The sequence below is a fragment of the Streptomyces sodiiphilus genome (genome assembly GCF_039529215.1).
Taxonomy (GTDB): Bacteria; Actinomycetota; Actinomycetes; order Streptomycetales; family Streptomycetaceae; genus Streptomyces; species Streptomyces sodiiphilus.
In genome coordinates this window covers 52,659-71,448 of record NZ_BAAAMJ010000030.1, presented here as the reverse complement: position 1 = coordinate 71,448, position 18,790 = coordinate 52,659, and the positions used below count along the sequence as shown (strand labels likewise).

The 18,790-nt window shown below is 71.6% G+C and carries 16 protein-coding genes; 9 read left to right on the top strand and 7 right to left on the bottom strand.

All coding sequences use genetic code 11. The features are described from left to right. Positions 1-147 precede the first annotated feature (147 nt). The 4 genes from ABD299_RS14615 (at position 148) to ABD299_RS14600 (ending at position 4,759) form a co-directional block, all read left to right on the top strand. A complete protein-coding gene (locus ABD299_RS14615) occupies positions 148-807 on the top strand; it encodes a GntR family transcriptional regulator (protein WP_344262332.1) in 660 nt (219 codons plus the stop codon). Further along, positions 804-1,712, top strand: coding sequence for a dihydrodipicolinate synthase family protein (locus ABD299_RS14610; protein ID WP_344262330.1), 909 nt, complete (start codon positions 804-806; stop codon positions 1,710-1,712). Before ABD299_RS14615 ends, ABD299_RS14610 begins: the two co-directional genes overlap by 4 nt. Beyond that, complete coding sequence (gene araD / locus ABD299_RS14605; RefSeq protein ID WP_344262328.1) at positions 1,709-3,445, top strand: L-arabinonate dehydratase; 1,737 nt, start codon at positions 1,709-1,711, stop codon at positions 3,443-3,445. Before ABD299_RS14610 ends, araD begins: the two co-directional genes overlap by 4 nt. A 156-nt stretch (positions 3,446-3,601) precedes the next feature. Then, complete coding sequence (locus ABD299_RS14600) at positions 3,602-4,759, top strand: Gfo/Idh/MocA family protein (protein ID WP_344262327.1); 1,158 nt, start codon at positions 3,602-3,604, stop codon at positions 4,757-4,759. 502 nt (positions 4,760-5,261) lie between these two features. Here the strand turns inward: ABD299_RS14600 and ABD299_RS14595 are convergent. Beyond that, on the bottom strand, positions 5,262-6,071 hold the full coding sequence (locus tag ABD299_RS14595) for an NAD-dependent epimerase/dehydratase family protein (RefSeq protein ID WP_344262325.1): 810 nt from the start codon (positions 6,069-6,071) through the stop codon (positions 5,262-5,264). A gap of 175 nt (positions 6,072-6,246) precedes the next feature. On the opposite strand from ABD299_RS14595, the gene ABD299_RS14590 reads away from it, so the two are divergent. The 3 genes from ABD299_RS14590 (at position 6,247) to ABD299_RS14580 (ending at position 9,972) form a co-directional block, all read left to right on the top strand. After that, entirely contained in the window at positions 6,247-7,176 is a 930-nt protein-coding gene (locus tag ABD299_RS14590) for a 5-dehydro-4-deoxyglucarate dehydratase (RefSeq protein WP_344262323.1), read from the top strand. Beyond that, entirely contained in the window at positions 7,176-8,390 is a 1,215-nt protein-coding gene (locus tag ABD299_RS14585) for a hypothetical protein (protein ID WP_344262321.1), read from the top strand. Before ABD299_RS14590 ends, ABD299_RS14585 begins: the two co-directional genes overlap by 1 nt. A gap of 157 nt (positions 8,391-8,547) precedes the next feature. Next, positions 8,548-9,972: an NCS2 family permease gene (locus ABD299_RS14580; RefSeq protein WP_344262319.1), complete on the top strand. Its 1,425-nt coding sequence runs from the start codon at positions 8,548-8,550 to the stop codon at positions 9,970-9,972. 90 nt (positions 9,973-10,062) lie between these two features. Here ABD299_RS14580 and ABD299_RS14575 read toward each other — a convergent pair whose 3' ends face one another. Further along, positions 10,063-10,833, bottom strand: coding sequence for an IclR family transcriptional regulator (locus ABD299_RS14575; protein ID WP_344262317.1), 771 nt, complete (start codon positions 10,831-10,833; stop codon positions 10,063-10,065). Positions 10,834-10,967: 134 nt separating this feature from the next. Between ABD299_RS14575 and ABD299_RS14570 the strand changes: the two genes are divergently transcribed. Next, positions 10,968-12,485 carry an aldehyde dehydrogenase (NADP(+)) gene (locus ABD299_RS14570; protein ID WP_344262709.1) on the top strand — a complete coding sequence of 506 codons (1,518 nt, stop codon included), beginning with the start codon at positions 10,968-10,970 and terminating at the stop codon, positions 12,483-12,485. 185 nt (positions 12,486-12,670) lie between these two features. Beyond that, on the top strand, positions 12,671-14,638 hold the full coding sequence (locus ABD299_RS14565; protein ID WP_344262315.1) for a PhoX family protein: 1,968 nt from the start codon (positions 12,671-12,673) through the stop codon (positions 14,636-14,638). Between the two features lie 57 nt (positions 14,639-14,695). On the opposite strand, the gene ABD299_RS14560 is transcribed toward ABD299_RS14565, so the two are convergent. The 5 genes from ABD299_RS14560 to ABD299_RS14540 form a co-directional block, all read right to left on the bottom strand. Then, positions 14,696-15,124, bottom strand: coding sequence for a pyridoxamine 5'-phosphate oxidase family protein (locus ABD299_RS14560; RefSeq protein WP_344262313.1), 429 nt, complete (start codon positions 15,122-15,124; stop codon positions 14,696-14,698). Positions 15,125-15,286: 162 nt separating this feature from the next. Then, positions 15,287-16,789 carry an SLC13 family permease gene (locus tag ABD299_RS14555; RefSeq protein ID WP_344262311.1) on the bottom strand — a complete coding sequence of 501 codons (1,503 nt, stop codon included), beginning with the start codon at positions 16,787-16,789 and terminating at the stop codon, positions 15,287-15,289. Positions 16,790-16,890: 101 nt separating this feature from the next. Then, positions 16,891-17,385, bottom strand: coding sequence for a substrate-binding domain-containing protein (locus ABD299_RS14550; RefSeq protein ID WP_344262309.1), 495 nt, complete (start codon positions 17,383-17,385; stop codon positions 16,891-16,893). Then, positions 17,363-18,265, bottom strand: coding sequence for an ectoine hydroxylase (gene thpD, locus ABD299_RS14545; RefSeq protein ID WP_344262307.1), 903 nt, complete (start codon positions 18,263-18,265; stop codon positions 17,363-17,365). The genes ABD299_RS14550 and thpD overlap by 23 nt, the downstream gene beginning before the upstream one ends. A gap of 119 nt (positions 18,266-18,384) precedes the next feature. Then, a complete protein-coding gene (locus ABD299_RS14540) occupies positions 18,385-18,789 on the bottom strand; it encodes an ectoine synthase (RefSeq protein ID WP_344262305.1) in 405 nt (134 codons plus the stop codon). Position 18,790 lies beyond the last annotated feature (1 nt).

The following is an 18,790-nucleotide window of genomic DNA, read 5'->3' as shown; positions in this document are numbered from 1 at the left end:
CACCCCCGGGCGCACCGGCCCTTCCGTGTGTGCGGAGAACTCCGTCCCGCCCATTGACGCGCCGGCCGCACCGGTTCTAGTGTCGCCCCGATCGTGTCTCGTACGTCATATACGAGATGCCGTACGAGATTCGTGGAGTGGTCCGGGATGAACTCCCTGCTGTCCGGCGGTCCGCCGGTCCCGATACCCTCCAGGACGCAGTACGTCCTGGAGCAGCTGACCCACGCGATCCTCACCGGACGTCTCCGGCCGGGGCAGGCCCTGGTGGAGACCGAACTTGCCGCGGGCTTCGGGGTGTCCAAGACCCCGGTGCGCGAGGCGCTCAAGACCCTGGCGGGCCGGGGCCTGGTGGTGATCGGGGAGTACAAGGGCGCGACGGTGCGGACGGTGGATGCCGCGATGGCCCGCTCCGTCTATGACGTGCGGCTGCTGCTGGAGCCCGAGGCACTGCGCCGCACCGTCACCCGCGGGGCGGACCTGACGGCGGCTCACCAAGCGCTGGAGCAGGCCGCGGGCGCCGCCGACGCGGCCGGCCGCTCGCTGGCCAACCGGGACTTCCACCGGGCGCTCTACCTGCCGTGCGGCAACCCGCTGCTGTGCCGGATGCTGGACGACCTGCGTGACCAGGCCGCGCTGGTTTCCTCGGTGGTCTGGCAGGAGCTTCCCACCTGGGACACCGAGGCGGACGAGCACGCGCGGATCCTCGCCCGGGCCGAGTCCGGCGACGCGGACGGCGCGGCAGCACTGCTCCACGACCACATACAGGGCTTCGTCCGGCGGGCGTTCCCGGAGGAGGAACAGGCATGACGGACTTCTCGGCACAGCGGGACGCCCTCGCCGGCGTCGTCGCGATCCCGGTGACCCCCTTCGACGACCGCGGACGACTGGACGCGGAGGTGTACCGCGCCCTGGTGCGGCGCCTGCTGGACGCCGGAGTGCGGGCGGTGACACCGAACGGCAACACCGGGGAGTTCTACTCCCTGTCCCCCGACGAGCGCCGCACCGAGGCCGAACTGACCGTCGCCGAGGCCGGCGGCCGGGCACAGATCGTCGTCGGTGTGGGCCACGACGCCGGCACCGCGGCCGCCGAGGCATGCCGCGCCCGGGACGCCGGGGCCCACATGGTGATGGTCCACCAGCCGGTACACCCCTACGTCTCGCAGCAGGGCTGGGCCGACTATCACCGGACGGTCGCCGACGCGGTACCGGAGCTGGGCGTGGTGCCCTACATCCGCAATCCGGCGATCGAGGGCGCGACCCTCGCGCGGCTGGGGGAGGACTGCCCCAACGTCATTGGTGTCAAGTACGCGGTACCGGACGTCGTGCGGTTCGCCTCGGTGGCCCGGGACGCCGGACTGGAGCGCTTCGTCTGGGTCGCCGGACTCGCCGAGCTGTACGCCCCCTCCTACTTCGCCTCCGGGGCGACCGGTTTCACCTCCGGGCTGGTCAACGTCTCTCCAAAGGCCTCCTTGGGCATGCTGGAGCGCCTGCGGGCGGGAGACCACCGAGGTGCGATGGCGAGCTGGGAGAGGATCCGCCGCTTCGAGGAAATGCGCGCCGCCCGGCAGTCGGCCGACAACGTCTCCGTGGTGAAGGAGGCGCTGGCCCTCCTGGGACTGTGCCGGCGCGACGTGCGACCGCCCAGCGCGCCGCTTTCCGAGGACCGCCGGGCCCGGGTCGCGGCCATCGTCGAGGAATGGAAGCTGATATGAGCGGCCCGGCGCGGCTGAAGCCCGAGGAACTGCGCAGCCACCAGTGGTACGGCACCGACGGCCTGAGGTCCTTCAGTCACCGGGCCCGCACCCGTCAGCTCGGGTACCTCCCCGAGGAGCACCTGGGCAAGCCGGTCATCGCCGTCCTGAACACCTGGTCCGACATCAACCCCTGTCACCAGCACCTGCGCGAGCGGGCCGAGGCGGTCAAGCGTGGGGTGTGGCAGGCGGGCGGCTTCCCGCTGGAGTTCCCGGTCTCCACCCTGTCGGAGACTTACCAGAAGCCCACCCCCATGCTCTACCGCAACCTGCTGGCCATGGAGACCGAGGAACTGCTGCACTCCTACCCGGTGGACGGCGCGGTGCTGATGGGAGGGTGCGACAAGACCACCCCGGCCCTGCTGATGGGAGCGGCCAGCGCGGATCTCCCGGCCGTCTTCGTCCCGGCCGGGCCGATGCTCAGGGGCCACTGGCGCGGGCAGACCCTCGGCTCGGGCACCGACATGTGGAAGTACTGGGACGACAAGCGGGCCGGACTGATCGGCGAGTGCGAACTGGCCGAGCTGGAGTGCGGGCTGGCCCGCTCTCCCGGTCACTGCATGACCATGGGCACCGCCTCCACCATGACCGCGGTGGCCGAGGCGCTGGGAGTGACGATGCCGGGGGCCTCCTCCATCCCTGCGGTGGACTCCGGACACAGCCGGATGGCGGCTGCGGCCGGCCGGCGCATCGTCGAACTGGCCTGGCGGGGCGCGGCGCTCTCGCGCTTCCTGTCCCCCGAGGCGTACGAGGACGCCGTCACCACCGCTCTCGCGCTGGGCGGATCCACCAACGCGGTCATCCATCTGATCGCCATGGCAGGGCGCTCGGGCATCGGCCTCACCCTGGAGGACTTCGACCGCATCGCCCGCCGGGTACCGGTGCTGGCCGACATCCGCCCCGGGGGCTCCTACCTGATGGAGGACTTCCACTATGCGGGAGGGCTGCCCGGTCTGCTCGCCCGGCTGGGGGAGGAGTACCTGCACCTGGACCGGCCCACCGTGGCCCGTGACTCGCTGCGCGAGCAGCTGGCCGGCGCGCTGGTGCACGACGACACGGTCATCCGGCCACTGTCGGACCCGCTGTGCGCCGAGGGCGGGGTGGCCGTGCTGCGCGGCAACCTGGCACCCGACGGTGCGGTGATCAAACACGTCGCCGCTGACCCCGGCCTGCTGCGGCACACCGGGCCCGCCGTGGTGTTCGACGACTACCGCACCATGCAGGCGACCATCAACGACCCGTCGCTGGGGATCACCGCGGACAGTGTGCTCGTGCTGCGCGGCTCCGGGCCGCTGGGCGGGCCCGGCATGCCGGAGTACGGCATGCTGCCCATCCCCGACCATCTCCTCAAGGAGGGGGTGCGGGACATGGTCCGGCTCTCCGACGCCCGGATGAGCGGCACCAGTTACGGAGCCTGCGTGCTGCACATAGCCCCGGAGTCCCACGCCGGGGGACCACTCGCGCTGGTGCGCAACGGCGACCGCGTCACGCTGGACGTGTCCGCCCGGGTGCTGCGGCTGGAGGTGGACGACGCGGAGCTGGAGCGCCGCCGGGCCGCCTGGCAGCGGCCCCCGTCCCGCTACGGGCGAGGGTACGGCGCGCTCTACGAGCAGCACATCACGCAGGCCGACACCGGCTGCGACTTCGGCTTCCTCTCCCGCCCCGGAGAGGTGCCCGAGCCCTATGCGGGCTGACCCGAGCACGAGCGTCCTGCCGTGCCTGTCTCATGAACGGAGAACGGCCATGGCCGACCCGGCAGTCCCCACCTGTGTCCTGCCGCCGTCCGCGGCGGGCGTCCGGCAGGCCGTGTTCCGGGCGCGGTGCCCGCGCGGCGCAGCGGTGGTGGGGTCATGAGCGTGCCGGTGCCCGTCGTGCTGGCCGGGGCGCGGGGGCACGGCCGCAGCCACCTGCGGAACATCCGGCGGCTGGTGACGGACGGGAGGATCCGACTGGCCGGTGTGTGCGACCTGGCGCCGCTGGCGGAGGACGAGCTGGAAGGGCTGCCGGTGCCCGAGCAGTCCGCCGGCTTCGCGGAACTGCTGGAGCGCACCGGGGCACGTGTCGCCATCGTGTGCACGCCGATCCATACCCACACCGACCTGGCGCTGGCCGCCGCGGAACAGGGCGTACACGTCCTTCTGGAGAAGCCTCCGGCACCCTCCTGGGCGGAGTTCGTACGGATGGCCGAGGTGGTGCGGGCCGCGGGCACCGCCTGCCAGATCGGCTTCCAGTCGCTGGGCTCCGAGGCGGTGGACGCCATCGCGGGCCTGGTCGCCGAGGGAGCCGTCGGTGCGGTGCGCGGCATCGGGGCGGCGGGGGCCTGGGTGCGCGAGGACGCGTACTGGAAGCGCGCGGCGTGGGCCGGGCGCCGGGTGCTGGACGGCCGTGATGTGGTGGACGGGGTGCTCACCAACCCCCTGGCCCACGCCGTCGCCACCGCCCTGCGGATCGCCGGGCAGGACCGGGCGGAGGACGTGGCCGGCATCGAGCTGGAGCTGTACCGGGCCAACGCCATCGAATCGGACGACACCTCCTGTGCCCGCGTCCGCACCGCCTCGGGAACCGAGCTGGTCACCGCGGTGACGCTGTGCGCCGAGCGGGCCGGGGAGCCGTACGTGGTGGTGCACGGCGACGCCGGCCGGATCACCTTCCGGTACAAGGAGGATCTCGTGGTGCTGGAACGGCCCGGGGAGGCGGAGCGGATCCTGCGGTACGGGAGGACCGACCTCCTGGACAACCTGCTGGACCACCTGGACGACGGGAGGCCTCTGCTGGTCCCGCCGGAGCGCACCGGCGCCTTCATGCGCCTGGTGGAGGCGGTCCGCACGGCCCCGGACCCGGCCGGGCTGCCTCCCGGGGTCTGGTACACCGAATCCGGCCCGGCCTCCGGCCGGCGGGTGATCACCGGCATCGACGCTCAGGTGCGTGCGGCGGCGGACGGACTGCGGCTCTTCTCCGAGCTGGGTGTCTCCTGGGCGGCACGCCCGCCGGCCGGGGAGGCCGGCTGAGTCGCCGTCACCGCGACTGTCACAGAAGGGGTCCTAGCGGTGTCTTGAGTCGATGCCCGCCGCCCGCGGCAGACCGTACCGCCGGGGGCGGTCCGTGCGGCCCTGGAGTCGTTCCGCCGTGCGCTGGAGACCGGTGATCCGCAGGGACTCATGGATGCGCCGGCCCCTGATGTGGTCCTTCTGACGGATGGCGGCGGAGTCAGAAAGGCCGCGCTGTGACCGGTCACCGGTGCCGACAAGGTGGTGCGCTTCTACCTCGGTGGCTCCGGCAGGGCCGGCGGCACGATCACCTGCGACCCCACCGTGGTCAACGGCAGCCCGGCGCTCGTGGTGCGCTGGAACGGAGTGATCGCGGCGTGATGGCCATCGGGATCCACACATCGCGGGTCATCAGCCTCTACTACGTGCGCGATCCGGAGAAGCTGACCCGCGTCGGGGAACAGACCCCGCTCACCCTGCGGTGAGCCCGACGGGTGGGGCAGGCCCGGGCGCCGACGGTGTCTCAGGAGTGCCACAGGGGCGGGTCCGCGCAGAACTGCCCACCGAGGCAGGCCTGCGCGGGGTCCCGCGGGTCCAGTTCGCCCTGTTCGGCGATCAGCCGCGCGGCGAACTTCTCCGAGTCGTCCTGCGGCTCGTAGCCCAGAGCCCGGGCCGAGGACAGATCCCATGCCAGGCGGGTGTTGGCCGAGGAGCCGTAGACGGTGGTGTGGCCGACGTTCTGAGCGGTGAGCGCGGCGTGGAAGAGCCGGGCACCGTCCCCGGGGCTCATCCACACCGACAGCATGCGCACCGTGTTCGGTTCGGGGAAGCACGCGCCGATCCGCACCGAGACGCTCTCCAGGCCGTGTCTGTCCCAGTACAGCTGCGCCAGGTCCTCGCCGAAGCACTTGGACAGGCCGTAGAAGGTGTCCGGGCGGCGGGGGGCGGAGACGGGGATCAGGGGCTCACCCTTACCGGGCCAGGGGGTGAAGCCCACCGCGTGGTTGCTGGAGGCGAAGACGACGCGCCCCACCCCTTCCTGGCGGGCGGCCTCGTAGAGGTTGTAGGTTCCCTCGATATTCGCCCGGAGGATCTGGCCGAACGGCGCCTCCAGCGAGATGCCGGCGAGATGGAGAATGGCGTCGGATCCCCGCACGGCCGCACGCACCGCCGCGGGGTCGGCCAGGTCCCCGATGACCGCGTCCGGCGCCCCCTCCACGGGGACGACATCGAACAGCCGCAGCTCGTACCCGTACCGCGGGAGCAGCTCGCGCATCAGGGTGCCGAGGCCGCCGGCGGCGCCGGTGATCAGCAGGGTGCGGGGAGCGGGCATCGAGTCAGTCTCCATCCGTATACGCAGTTCATATATGGGGACACGCTAATGCGCTCGCCAGTGGCCCGTCAACGCGCTGTGCATCCGCTTGACCGTCGATTCGGGGCTGCCTTAGCGTGGCCTCGTTCAGAAATGTAGACGCTGGTCATTCTTGTGCACAGAGAAGAGGGTCGCCTTGACCGAAGTCCCACTCGCCCGGCGCCTGGAGGGCCTGCTGTTCTTCCCGGTGACCGCGTTCGGGCCGGACGGCTCGGTGAATCCGGATACCTACCGGGCCCACGTGCGTGCGGGGATCGAGGCCGGTGCGGGCGCGGTCTTCGCCTGCTGCGGTACCGGCGAGTTCCACGCGCTGACTCCCGAGGAGTTCCGTGACTGCGTCGCCGTCGCCGTCGCCGAGGCCGCGGGGCGGCTGCCGGTGGTGGCCGGGACCGGCTACGGCACGGCGCTTGCCACCCGGTACGCCGCGCTGGCCGAGGAGGCGGGCGCCGACGGGCTGCTCGTCCTGCCCCCCTACCTGGTCACCCCGGACCAGCGCGGCCTGCTGCGCCACTACACCGAACTGGCCGCGGCCACCTCGCTGGACCTCGTCGTCTACCAGCGCGGCACTGCCCGGCTCACCCCCCGCACCGCCGTGGAACTCGCCCGGCTGCCCGGCGTCATCGGGATCAAGGACGGCGTGGGCGACCTCGACCTGATGCAGCGCATCGTCAGCGCCGTGCGGCAGGAGAAGCCCGGGCACCCCCTGCTCTACTTCAACGGTCTGCCCACCGCCGAGATCACCCAGCCGGCCTACCGGGGACTGGGAGTGGAGCTGTACTCCTCGGCGGTCTTCTGCTTCGCGCCGGAGATAGCCCTGGCCTTCCACACCGCCCTGGCCGAAGGTGACCGGGAGACGGTCCACCGGCTGCTGGACGGCTTCTACCGGCCGCTGGTGGAGCTGCGAGACCAGGGCAGCGGCTACGCCGTCTCCCTGGTCAAGGCCGGGGTGCGGCTGCGCGGCCTGGACGTCGGCACGGTCCGCGCCCCGCTGGCCGAGCCCGAGCCGGAGCACCTCACCCGGCTGGCCGCCCTGCTGGAACAGGGGCTGGAACTGGTGAAGCGGTGATGCGGGCGGCGGCCTTCCTCTACCCCTGGGACGTCGTGGGCGACCCGGATGCCCCCCGGCGCCTCGCCGCGCTGGGGATCCGCCAGGTCACGCTGGCCTCCGCCTACCACTCCGTGCGCGCCCTCACCCCCCGGCACCCGCGCCACCGGATCGTCACCGCCCGGCACTCCGCCGTCTACTACCCGCCGGCCACGGAGCGCTGGAGCGGGCAGGACCTGCGTCCGCGGCCCCAGAGCTGGACGCCCGGCCCCGATCCCTTCGGGGTGGCTGCCGCGGCCCTGGCGGACGCGGGCCTGGAGGTGCACTCCTGGGTGATCCTCGCGCACAACTCCCGGCTCGGCGAGGAGCAGCCGCGGTCCACGGTCCGCAACGCCTACGGGGACCGCTACCCATGGGCCCTGTGCATCGCCCGGCCGGAGGTACGCCGCTACACCACCGCGCTGGCCGCCGAGGCGGCCGTCCGCCCCGGAACCGCCGGGACCGAGCTGGAGTCCTGCGGCTGGTACGGCTTCGAGCACCTGCACGCCCACGACAAGACCGGAGGAGTGCCGCTGTCCGGGGCCGCCGGCTGCCTGATGTCGCTGTGCTTCTGCGAGGTATGCCGCGCCGGTTACGCCGGGCGGGGCGCGGACCCCGGGGTCCTGGAACGGGCCGTCCGCAACGCCCTGGCCCCCGGCTTCGCCGGCGCGCCGACGGGGACCGCGCGGGCGGGCCGGGAGGGGGAGTGGGCCGAGGTGGAGCGGCTGCTGGGGTCCCGGCAGGCCGCGGCGGTGGCCGGCTGGCGTGCCGAGGCGGCCCGGAACCTGCAGCGCGAGGCGGTGGCCGCGGTGCGGGCGGCCGCGCGGGAGCACGGCCACGAGGGCTTCCGGGTGCTGCTGCACGCGGACCCCGCGGGGCACCGGGCCGGGGCCAACCCCGGGGTGGACCCCGCCGACGTCCTGGACCACGCCGACGGAGTGGTGCTGCCGTGCAGCGGGGACGACGCGTCCCGCACCGCCGCGCTCGCGCCTTTCGTCCCGCACCGCCGCCCGCACACCGTGCTGGCCGCCAACCTGACGGTGGTCTCCGGTCTGGGCGGCCGCCCGGACGCGCTGGCTGCCGACGCCGCGCACGCCGCCGCACAGGGAGCGGACGAACTGCGGCTCTACCACGCCGGGCTGGCCTCGGACCGGGAGCTGGCAGCTGTCCGCACGGCTCTGACCACGCTCCGCTGACCGGGGCGCCGGGGAAGGGGCGAACGGACGGGGGCACGGCGCGATTCGGTAACGGTGCGGCATCGTGCAACACCCCGGAAACCTCTCGCCTTTCCCCGGCAGGCACAATCCCTCCGACCACCCCCGCAGATGTGACACCGCCGAGGAGCAGCGCACCATGTCATTGCCCGCCGCCCTGCACGACCGGGTCGACCGGTACTTCCGGATCTCCGAGCGCCGGACCACCCTGGGCCGGGAGGTGCGCGGAGGCCTGGCCACGTTCTTCGCGATGGCTTACATCCTCGTGCTCAACCCGATCATCCTCAGCGGTGCCGTGGACGTGAACGGCGACCGGCTGTCGTTCCCGCAGCTCGTCACGGCCACCGCTCTCGTGGCCGCCGTGATGACCGTGCTCATGGGAGTTACCGCGAACCTTCCGCTGGCCCTGGCCGCCGGGCTCGGGCTGAACGCGATGGTGGCCTACCAGATCGCCCCCCTGATGACCTGGCCCGAGGCCATGGGCCTGGTGGTGCTGGAAGGCATCCTGATCTGCGTGCTGGCGGCGACCGGGCTGCGCGAGGCGGTCATGCACGCCATCCCGCTGCAGCTGAAGCAGGCCATCAGTGTGGGCATCGGCCTGTTCATCGCCTTCATCGGCTTCATCAACGCCGGCTTCGCCCGCCGCATCCCCGGTGAGGAGGGCTCCGTGCCGGTGGAGCTGGGCGCCGGCGGTCAGCTGTCCGGCTGGCCCGTGCTCGTCTTCTGTCTCGGAGTGCTGCTCACGGTCGCGCTGCTCACCCGCCGGGTGAAGGGCGCCATCCTGATCAGCATCCTGGCGATGACCGTGCTGGCCATCGTCATCAACTCCCTGGCCGACATCGACGACCTGGCCTGGGGGCTGACCGTTCCCGCGCTGCCCGACCAGATCGTCGCCGCCCCGGACTTCGGGCTGCTGGGCGCCTTCAGCCTGTTCGGGGCGTTCGGCCAGATCAGCGTGATCACCGTGATGCTGATCGTGTTCACCCTCTTCCTCACCGACTTCTTCGACACCATGGGCACGGCAGTGGGCGTGACCAACGAGGCCGGGCTGCTGGACGACCGCGGCCGGGTGCCCAGGCTGGGCCGGCTGCTGTTCGTGGACGGTCTGGCCACCGTCGCCGGCGGCGCGGCGTCCGCCTCCTCCAACACCTCCTACATCGAGTCCGCGGCGGGTGTCGGGGAAGGGGCCCGTACCGGTCTGGCCAACATCGTGACCGGTGCGCTGTTCTTCCTCGCGCTGTTCTTCGCACCGCTCGCCGCGGTCGTGCCCGCCCAGGCGGCCGCACCCGCCCTGGTCGCGGTTGGTTTCCTCATGATGACCCAGGTCGCGCGGATCGACTGGACCCGCTACGACCTGGCGGTGCCGGCGTTCTTCACCATCGTGGTGATGCCGTTCACCTACTCCATCACCAACGGCATCGGCGCGGGCTTCATCGCCTACGTTCTCCTGAAGACCGTGGTGGGCAAGGCCCGTGAGGTCCACTGGCTGCTGTGGGCGGTGGCCGGGCTGTTCGTCGTGTACTTCGGCATCGACCCGATCGAGCAGCTGCTCGGCGTCGGCTGAGCCGGCTCCGGGGAGCGCCTCCGCCCTCCCCGGCCGCACGTGGCGCACGGTCCCCGCCCATCACGGGGCCGTGCGCCGCGTGCGTGTGGCTCACAGATGCCGGGTGGCCAGCGCCAGCCGGTCGCGTGCGTCGAACAGGGCCTCCTTGATCAGCTGCTCGTGCGCCGGCGTGAGCCGGGCCACCGGCACCGAGCAGCTGATGGCGTCCCTGGCAGGTGTCCGGTAAGGGATGGCGACGCCGAAGCAGCGCAGCCCCAGGGTGTTCTCCTCCCGGTCGACCGCGTATCCGCGCTCGCGCACCAGCTGCAGTTCGGCGATCAGCTGCTCCCGGTCGGTGATGGTGTGCTCGGTCAGCGGCTCCAGGGTCGCCGGCAGCAGCTTGCGCACCTCTTCGTCCGTGCGGGTGGCCAGCAGGGCCTTGCCGAGCGAGGTGGACCAGGCGGGCAGCCGCCGCCCGATCCGGGTGAAGGGCCGCAGATAGTGTTCGGACTGACGGGTCGCGAGGTATACCACGTTGGTGCCGTCGAGGCGGGCCAGGTGGATCGTCTCCGTGGTGTCGTCGGAGAGCCGGTCCAGGGTGGGCCGGGCAGCGGCCACCACCTCGTCCCCGTCGATGTAGGAGGTCCCCACCAGCAGTGCGCGCACCCCGATGCCGTACCGGGTGCCGGTGGAGTCGGTCTCGACCCACCCCAGTTCCACCAGGGTCCGCAGCAGCATGTACAGGCTCGATTTGGGGTACCCCACGGCGGCCTGGACGTCGGAGAGCGAGTGCATGCCGGGCCGTCCCGCGAAGAACTCCAGCAGCTCCACCGTCCGCACGGCCGACTTGACCTGGGAACCCCCCGTCTCGGCAGCTGGCATCGCCCTTGACCCCTTTGTTCGCACGGCATAGAGTCCCGGCAGTAGTTCACATACAGGGACAGTGTTCAGGGTATCGAACGATCCCGTGGTGAAGGCAAGTGTCCCGTCAGGAGGAGCGACCGGTGGCAGTACCAGTGTGGAGCGTGGACCCGCGTACCGGGAAGCGGCGCGAGCAGGTTGCGGCCGAGGCCACACACGCGGACGTCGACGCCGCGGTGCGTGCCGCGCACGCAGCCCGCGAGCCGCTGGCCGACCGGGAGGTGCGGGTGGCCCTGCTGCGGGCCGCGGCCGACCAGCTGGAGGCCGACGGCGAGCAGATCGTGAAGGCGGCCGACGCCGAGACGGCCCTCGGCGGGCCCCGGCTCACCGGGGAGCTGGCCCGCACCACCGGCCAGCTGCGCGCGTTCGCCGACGAGGTGGCCGAAGGCGCCTACCTGGACGTGATCATCGACCACGCCGACGACTCTCTCGCGCCGCCGAGGCCGGACCTGCGCCGCTACAAGATCCCGCTGGGTGTGGTGGCCGTCTACGCCGCCTCCAACTTCCCGCTCGCCTTCTCCGTGCCCGGCGGCGACACCGCGAGCGCGCTGGCGGCCGGCTGCCCGGTGGTCGTCAAGGCGCACCCGGACCACCCGGCCACCTCCGAGCTGTGCGCGGCGGCGCTGCGCCGGGCGGCGGTCCAGGTCGGCCTGCCGGCCGACGTGCTGTCGGTGGTGCACGGTTTCGACGCCGGAGTGGAGCTGGTCAGGCACCCGCTGGTGGCCGCGGCCGGTTTCACCGGCTCGGTCCGTGGCGGGCGTGCTCTGTTCGACGCGGCGGCCGCCCGGCCCGTTCCCATTCCCTTCCACGGCGAGCTGGGCAGCCTCAACCCGGTCGTCGTCACCGAGGAGGCGGCCCGGGAACGCGCCGGCCAGATCGGCGGCGGGCTCGCCAAGGCTGTGACGCTGGGCACCGGACAGTTCTGCGTCAAGCCCGGCCTGGTGCTCGCCCCCCGGGGCGAGGCCGGTGACGAACTGGTGGCAGCCCTGACCGCGAAGCTCGCCAAGGCCGAACACGGAGTGCTGCTGGACTCCCGGATGCGCGAGGCGTTCCTCTCCGGTGTGCGGGAACGTGCCGGGCTGGACGGCGTCGAGGCCCCGGTCGCGGCAGGGGAGGGCGAGGACAACACCGTCGCCGCCGGATTCCTCACCCTGCCCGCCCGCGCGCTGGCCGAGGGCAGGACCCATGAACTGCTGCTGGAGGAGTGCTTCGGCCCGGTCACCGTGGTCGCCCGGTACACCGACGCCGACGAGGTGCGCGAGGTGCTCTCCCGGCTGCCGGGGAACCTGACCGCCACGGTCCAGCTCGGGAGCGCCGAGACCGGGGGCGACGGCGGCCGGGGCGCGAAGCTGCTGGCCGAGCTGACCGCGCTGGCCGGTCGGGTCGTGGTCAACGGCTGGCCCACCGGCGTGGCCGTGGCGCCCGCGCAGCATCACGGCGGCCCCTACCCCGCCACGACCTCGACGTCCACCTCGGTCGGGGCCACCGCGATCGAACGCTGGCTGCGTCCGGTCGCCTACCAGGACGCCCCCGAGGCGCTGCTGCCGCCCGAGCTGCGTGACGACAACCCGCTGGGTCTGCCGCGCAGGGTCGACGGCCGCCGCGAGAGCTGAGCACCCTCTCCCCGGGACGGACATGCCACCGCTGTCCCGGGGCAGGCTCGTCCTCGGCCGTACGTGCGGAGGTGGCCGCGTGTTCATCGGAGGTGCTCTTCTGAGCAACTGACCCCTCATAACCTCGCGGAAAACGTCACTTCCGCCCCCGGTGACGGGGCAATGAGCACAGTGAGGACGTCAGGATGTCTGCAGAGCGCGCGGTGTTCCCGCAGGTCGACCCCGACGACGTGAGTTCGAATCCGTCCGGCAACCGGCCCTTCCGGGAGGTGCTCCACGGGCGCATGTCCCGTCGCGACACCCTGCTGGGCGGCACCGCGGCAGCCGCGGCGTTCCTGGTGGGAGGCGCCCTCGCCGGGGCGGGCACCGCCGCGGCCGCGGAGCCCGCGGCCCGCGGCCCGCACACTCCGGCGAAGCCGGGCAGACCCGGACGCAAGGAGCTTCTCGGCTTCGCGCCCGTGCCGCCCAGCAGCGCCGACACCTTCACGGTCCCCGAGGGATACGAGACCCAGGTCCTGATCCCCTGGGGCACCCCGATCCGTCCCGGCGGTCCCGCCTGGCGCAAGGACGGCTCCAACACCGCCGAGGAGCAGGCCGAGCAGATCGGCATGAACCACGACGGCATGCACTTCTTCCCGCTGGGCCGCGGCAGCGAGGGCAACCGCCGCGGCATGCTCGTCCTCAACCACGAGTACATCGACGCCCAGCTCCTCTACCCGGACGGCGACGAGGAGATGACCGCGGAGAAGGTCCGCAAGGCGCTGGAGGCCCATGGCGTCAGCGCGGTCGAGATCGAGTCGGTGGACGGCCGGTGGCGCGTCGTCGACTCCCCCCGGGCCCGCCGGGTCACCGGCAACACTCCGGTGACCTTCTCCGGTCCGGTCCGGGCGGACCACCCGGCTCTGCGGGCCTCCGGCCCCGCGAGGGGCACGCTCAACAACTGTGCCCACGGCTTCACCCCCTGGGGTACCTACCTCACCTGTGAGGAGAACTGGAACGGTTACTTCGGCACCGAGGACACCTCCTGGCGGCCCACCGCCGAGCAGGCCCGCTACGGCGTGTCCGCCAGGGGCTTCGGCTATCGCTGGCACCTGGCCGACCCGCGGTTCGACGTGGCGGTCAACGCCAACGAGCTGAACCGCTTCGGCTGGGTGGTCGAGATCGACCCGATGGACCCCCGTTCCGTGCCCGTCAAGCGGACCGCGCTGGGCAGGATCAAACACGAGGGCATCACCCTCACCGAGTCCCGGGGCCGGATCGTCGGCTACACCGGCGACGACCAGGACGGCGACTACATCTACAAGTTCGTCGGCGAGGGCACCTGGAGGTCCCAGCGGGCCCGCGGCCGCAGCCCGCTGGACCACGGCAGGCTCTACGTGGCCCGCTTCGACGACGACGGCACCGGCACCTGGCTCCCGCTCGTCCACGGCGAGGGGCCTCTGACGAAGAAGAACGGCTGGGCGGACCAGACGGATGTGCTGCTGCGCACCCGCCAGGCGGCGGACGCCCTCGGCGCGACGAAGATGGACCGGCCCGAGTGGATCGCCGTCAACCCGCGGAACAAGGACGTCTACTGCGCACTGACCAACGGCAGCGGCTGGGAGGGTGAGGCCAACCCTCGCACGCCCAATCCGTACGGGCACATCATCCGCTGGGCCGAGGCGAAGGGCGACAACACCGCCACCACCTTCCGGTGGGACATCTTCGTGCTCGCGGGCGACCCGGCCTACGACGACCGGGTGAAGCTGGACGACTCGAACATCTTCGGCTCGCCCGACGGCCTGTGGTTCGACGACGACGGCCGGCTGTGGATCCAGACCGACATCTCCAACTCCGCGCAGAACCTGGTGGCGCGCGGCTACGACAGAATCGCCAACAACATGATGCTGGCCGCCGACCCCCGCACCGGCGAGATCCGCAGGTTCCTCACCGGTCCGCGCGGCTGCGAGATCACGGGTGTCGTCACGACCCCGGACCGGCGCACGATGTTCGTCAACGTCCAGCACCCCGGTGAGGCGAGCGCCGCCTGGGGCAGGCCCACTCCGGAGAACCCCCGGGCCGTCAGCAACTGGCCGGACTTCGACCCCGCGGGCCGGCCGCGTTCGGCCACGGTCGTCATCCGGCGCACCGATGGCGGCGTCATCGGCGGCTGAGTGCCGGCGCGTCTCCCGCCCTGAAGGCCGTACGGCGGGAGACGCGCGGGCGCCGGCTCAGACCTGGCCGAGGTCGGAGGAGACCCAGCGCTGAGGGCGCATGTGGATGACCACCTGTTCGCCGTGCTCGCGCCAGGCGAAGTCCACGTAGCCGGCGACCTTCCCGGCCGGCAGATAGCGGGCGGAGATCTCTGTGAGCTGTTCGCGGGTGGCCGGAACGGTGGCGGTGACCGGCCCCTCGACGGACACGTACCGGATGGTGGGCTCCAGCCGTTCGGCCATCAGCGAGAAGCGGCCGGCCCCGGAGATCAGCCCGGCCTTGCGGGAGTCGCGGCCCGTCATGATCCAGATGTCCTCACCCGGCCGGTACTGGTACCAGATCGGGAGCACCAGGGGAGCCCGTCCCTCCTCCCCGGAGTCCACCGCCAGGGCGCCGATGTGGGGCTCGGCCAGGAACTGCTCACGCTCTGCTCGGGTCAGGGCCACGTGCTCTCCTCCGTGGTGCGGATCGGTGTTCTCCTGCCCGCCGCGGGGGCGGGTCCTTGGTGGCAACTCCGGAGAGCGACCTGTTATTTCCCCTCTGTCATGCGAGGTCGCGGCACCGGGCCTTTCCTTCCGCGGGCCCACGTGGGCCCGCGGAAGGAAAGGTCACAGGGCGATGCCGAAGACCAGCGCGCCCAGGGTGTAGACGGCGACCGTCACCAGCACGATCGCCGCCGCGTTCAGCCACACGCCGCCGCGCAGCATCTGACCGATGGTCACTTGCCGTGAGCTGAACACCACCGCGTTCGGGGGAGTGGCCACCGGCAGCATGAACGCGCAGGTCGCGGTCAGCGCCACCGGCAGCGCCAGCAGCATGACGTCCTGCCCCAGCCCCACGGCGACCAGCGCCATGATCGGCACGAAGATATTGGTGGTGGCCGTGTTGCTGGTCAGCTCGGTGAGCAGCAGGACCAGCGTCGCGATTGCCATGACCAGCAGGAACGTCGGCAGCACGTCCAGGCCGGTGACCTGTTCGCCGATCCAGGGACCCAGACCGCTCTGCTCGGCACCGAACTGCCCGGACAGGCTCAGCCCGCCGCCGAAGAGCAGCAGGATGCCCCACGGCAGGTCCCTGGTGTCCTCCCAGACCAGCGCCCGGCGGGTGCGGTGCCGGTCCACGGGCAGCAGGAACAGCAGCACGGCCGCGGTGATGGCCACCCCCGCGTCCGAGACGTGCGCGTCGATCCACGCCACGTACGGCTTCAGTACGCCCACGACCACCCAGGAGAGTGCGGCGAAGGCGAAGACGCCCAGCACCGTCCACTCGCCGCGGCTCATCGGGCCCAGCTCCTGCTTGCGCCGCAGGATCATCTCCCGGCCGCCGGGGATGTCGGTCAGCGAGGGACGGAAGACCAGCCGGGTGAGCACGAACCAGGCGATGACCAGGAAGACCGCGGCGAGCGGGACGCCGAACAGCATCCACTGGAAGAAGCTGATGTCGATTCCGTGGCTGTCCCGCAGATGCGCCTGGAGGATGGCGTTGGGCGGGGTGCCGATGATGGTGCCCAGCGAGCCGATGGAGGCGGCGTAGGCGATGCCCAGCATCAGCGCCGTGCCGAAGTTGGCGTCCCGCCGGCCGTCTCCGAGCTGGGCGGCCAGGCCGAGCACCGCCACCCCGATCGGCAGCATCATCACCGCGGTGGCGGTGTTGGAGATCCACATGCTCAGCAGACCGGTGGCCAGCATGAACCCGCCGATCATCCGCACCGGGCTGGTACCGACCAGCAGCACGGTGCTCAGCGCGAACCGGGTGTGCAGGTTCCAGCGCTGCATCGCCACCGCGATGATGAAGCCGCCCATGAACAGGAAGATGATGTTGTTGGCGTAGGGGGCGGCGACCTCTCCGACCGGCGCGACGCCCAGCAGCGGGAAAAGGACCAGGGGCATGAGTGCGGTGACCGCCAGGGGTATGGCCTCGGTCATCCACCACACGGCCATCAAGGTGGCCACCGCGGCGACGTTCTTGCCGTCCGCGGACAGGGAGTCCGGCAGGACCAGGCGGACGAGGACGGCGAGCACGACGCCGGCCCCCAGGCCTATCCACTGCCGTGGCACCACTTCGGGGGTTCCCGCTGATGCCGGCTGCTTCTCGGTTTCGGTATGTGACACGTTTCGTCCCAGGTCGATGGAGTTGCCGGGACAACGTCTCATCCGCCCCGCAGTACGGCAAGGCCCGGTCCGGCAGGGCCCGGGAGCGACGTGAGGGAACGTCAGGCCGTCTCGCGCAGCACCAGTTCGGTGGGGAGGAGCTCCGTCGAGGGGGGCTCACCGTCGATCCGGTTCAGCAGGACGCGCACCAACTCCGAGCTGACGCGGTCCCAGGGCTGACGTATCGGCAGAAGCGCCGGACGGGAGGCGGCCGCGAAGTCGTCGAAGCTCCCCACGGCGACGTCCTGGGGCGCTCGGCCCCCGGCGAGCTCCGGCGCGGCCGGCGCCCCGCGGGCCATGAGATCCGAGCCGGCGAACAGAGCGACCGGTGAGGGGGGGGAGTCGACGGTCTCCGCCGCGGCCGGGCTGACGTGGTGACCGCCGTCGAGGGCGCGCGAGACGTGAGGGTCGTACGCCTGGTGACCGGTCCTGTCCGCCCGGTACCGTCCTCGGCACTCGCCGGCAAGAGGACCGCCGGGCGGCGGGGCCGTCGTCCGTGCCCCGCCGCCCGCCGGTCGCCTGATCCTGCGTGTCCTACCGCACCGGGGTGAAGTCACGCGCTCCGATGAACTCGGGGCGGCGGACCGGGGCGGCGAAGGGCTCGACCGCGGCGTTCTTCACGCTGTTGAAGACGATGAAGACGTTGCTGCGCGGGTAGGGGGTGATGTTGTCCCCGGAACCGTGCATCGCGTTGCAGTCGAACCAGACCGCCGACCCCGCCTTGCCGGTGAACAGCCGGATGCCGTGCTCGTCGGCCATCTTGGTCAGCTGTTCGTCGGACGGGGTGCCGGCATCCTGCATCTGCAGGGACTTCTTGTAGTTGTCCTTCGGGGTTTCGCCCGCACACCCGAGGAACGTCATGTGCGACCCGGGCATGATCATCAGCCCGCCGTTGGTGGCGTAGTTCTCGGTCAGCGCGATCGAGACCGACACGGTCCGCATGTTCGGCAGGCCGTCCTCGGCGTGCCATGTCTCGAAGTCCGAGTGCCAGTAGAAGCCGGTGGCGCCGAAACCGGGCTTGACGTTGATCCGGCTCTGGTGGACGTAGACGTCCGAGCCGAGGATCTGCCGGGCCCGGCCCACGACCCTCGGGTCGCTCACCAGCCGGGCGAACACGTCACTGATCCTGTGGACTTCGAACACCGTCCGGATGTCCTGCGACTTCGGCTCCACGATGGAGCGTTCGTCGGCGCGGATCGCCGGGTCGGTGGTCAGGCGCCGGAGCTCCTGGCGGTAGATCTCCACCTCGTCCGCCGTGATGAGCTCGTCGACGGCCATGAAGCCGTCGCGGTCGTAGGCGGCGAGGTCGTCCGCCTCGATGGGTCCGGTCGCACCGGGCTCGGACCACACCACCGGGTCCTGCCGGGGCACGATCACCTCGGTGGTCCCCCGGGTCGGATACAGGTCAACGGCGGTGTGCTCGGGTGCGGTGGTCATGGTGGTGCCTTCCTCTCCTCTCGTACGTACCTTCCGTACCTTTCGTTCCCTTCTCCAAGGGCTGGGCCGGGGAACGCGCATGGCCCGCGCACTCCCCGGCCTTGAGTTGTGGTGGTGGTCTAGCTCTCCGCGGGCTCCGTCAGCAGCGGATACACGCCGTTCTCGTCGTGGTCCTCCCGCCCGGTCACCGGGGGGTTGAACACGCAGAGCACGCGGAAGTCCGTCTTGGGACGCACGGTGTGCTTCTCGTGACCGTCCAGCAGGTACATGGTCCCGGGCCGGATCATGAACTTCTCACCGGTCTCGTCATTGGTCAGTTCCGCTTCACCCTCCACACAGAAGACTGCCTCGACGTGGTTGGCGTACCACATCGACGTCTCGGTCCCCGCGTAGAGCACGGTCTCGTGCAGCGAGAAGCCGACCCGCTCCTTCGCCAGGATGATGCGCTTGCTGCGCCAGGTGCCCGAAGCGGACTCGATATCCCGGTCAGTACCCTCGATGTCACTGATGGAACGGACGATCACG

Excerpts from the sequence above, each read along its gene's own strand:
- ABD299_RS14615 (WP_344262332.1), top strand. The coding sequence starts at position 148 with ATGAACTCCCTGCTGTCCGGCGGTCCGCCGGTCCCGATACCCTCCAGG.
- ABD299_RS14610 (WP_344262330.1), top strand. The coding sequence starts at position 804 with ATGACGGACTTCTCGGCACAGCGGGACGCCCTCGCCGGCGTCGTCGCG.
- araD (WP_344262328.1), top strand. The coding sequence starts at position 1,709 with ATGAGCGGCCCGGCGCGGCTGAAGCCCGAGGAACTGCGCAGCCACCAG.
- ABD299_RS14600 (WP_344262327.1), top strand. The coding sequence starts at position 3,602 with ATGAGCGTGCCGGTGCCCGTCGTGCTGGCCGGGGCGCGGGGGCACGGC.
- ABD299_RS14595 (WP_344262325.1), bottom strand. The coding sequence starts at position 6,071 with ATGCCCGCTCCCCGCACCCTGCTGATCACCGGCGCCGCCGGCGGCCTC.
- ABD299_RS14585 (WP_344262321.1), top strand. The coding sequence starts at position 7,176 with ATGCGGGCGGCGGCCTTCCTCTACCCCTGGGACGTCGTGGGCGACCCG.
- ABD299_RS14580 (WP_344262319.1), top strand. The coding sequence starts at position 8,548 with ATGTCATTGCCCGCCGCCCTGCACGACCGGGTCGACCGGTACTTCCGG.
- ABD299_RS14575 (WP_344262317.1), bottom strand. The coding sequence starts at position 10,833 with ATGCCAGCTGCCGAGACGGGGGGTTCCCAGGTCAAGTCGGCCGTGCGG.
- ABD299_RS14565 (WP_344262315.1), top strand. The coding sequence starts at position 12,671 with ATGTCTGCAGAGCGCGCGGTGTTCCCGCAGGTCGACCCCGACGACGTG.
- thpD (WP_344262307.1), bottom strand. The coding sequence starts at position 18,265 with ATGACCACCGCACCCGAGCACACCGCCGTTGACCTGTATCCGACCCGG.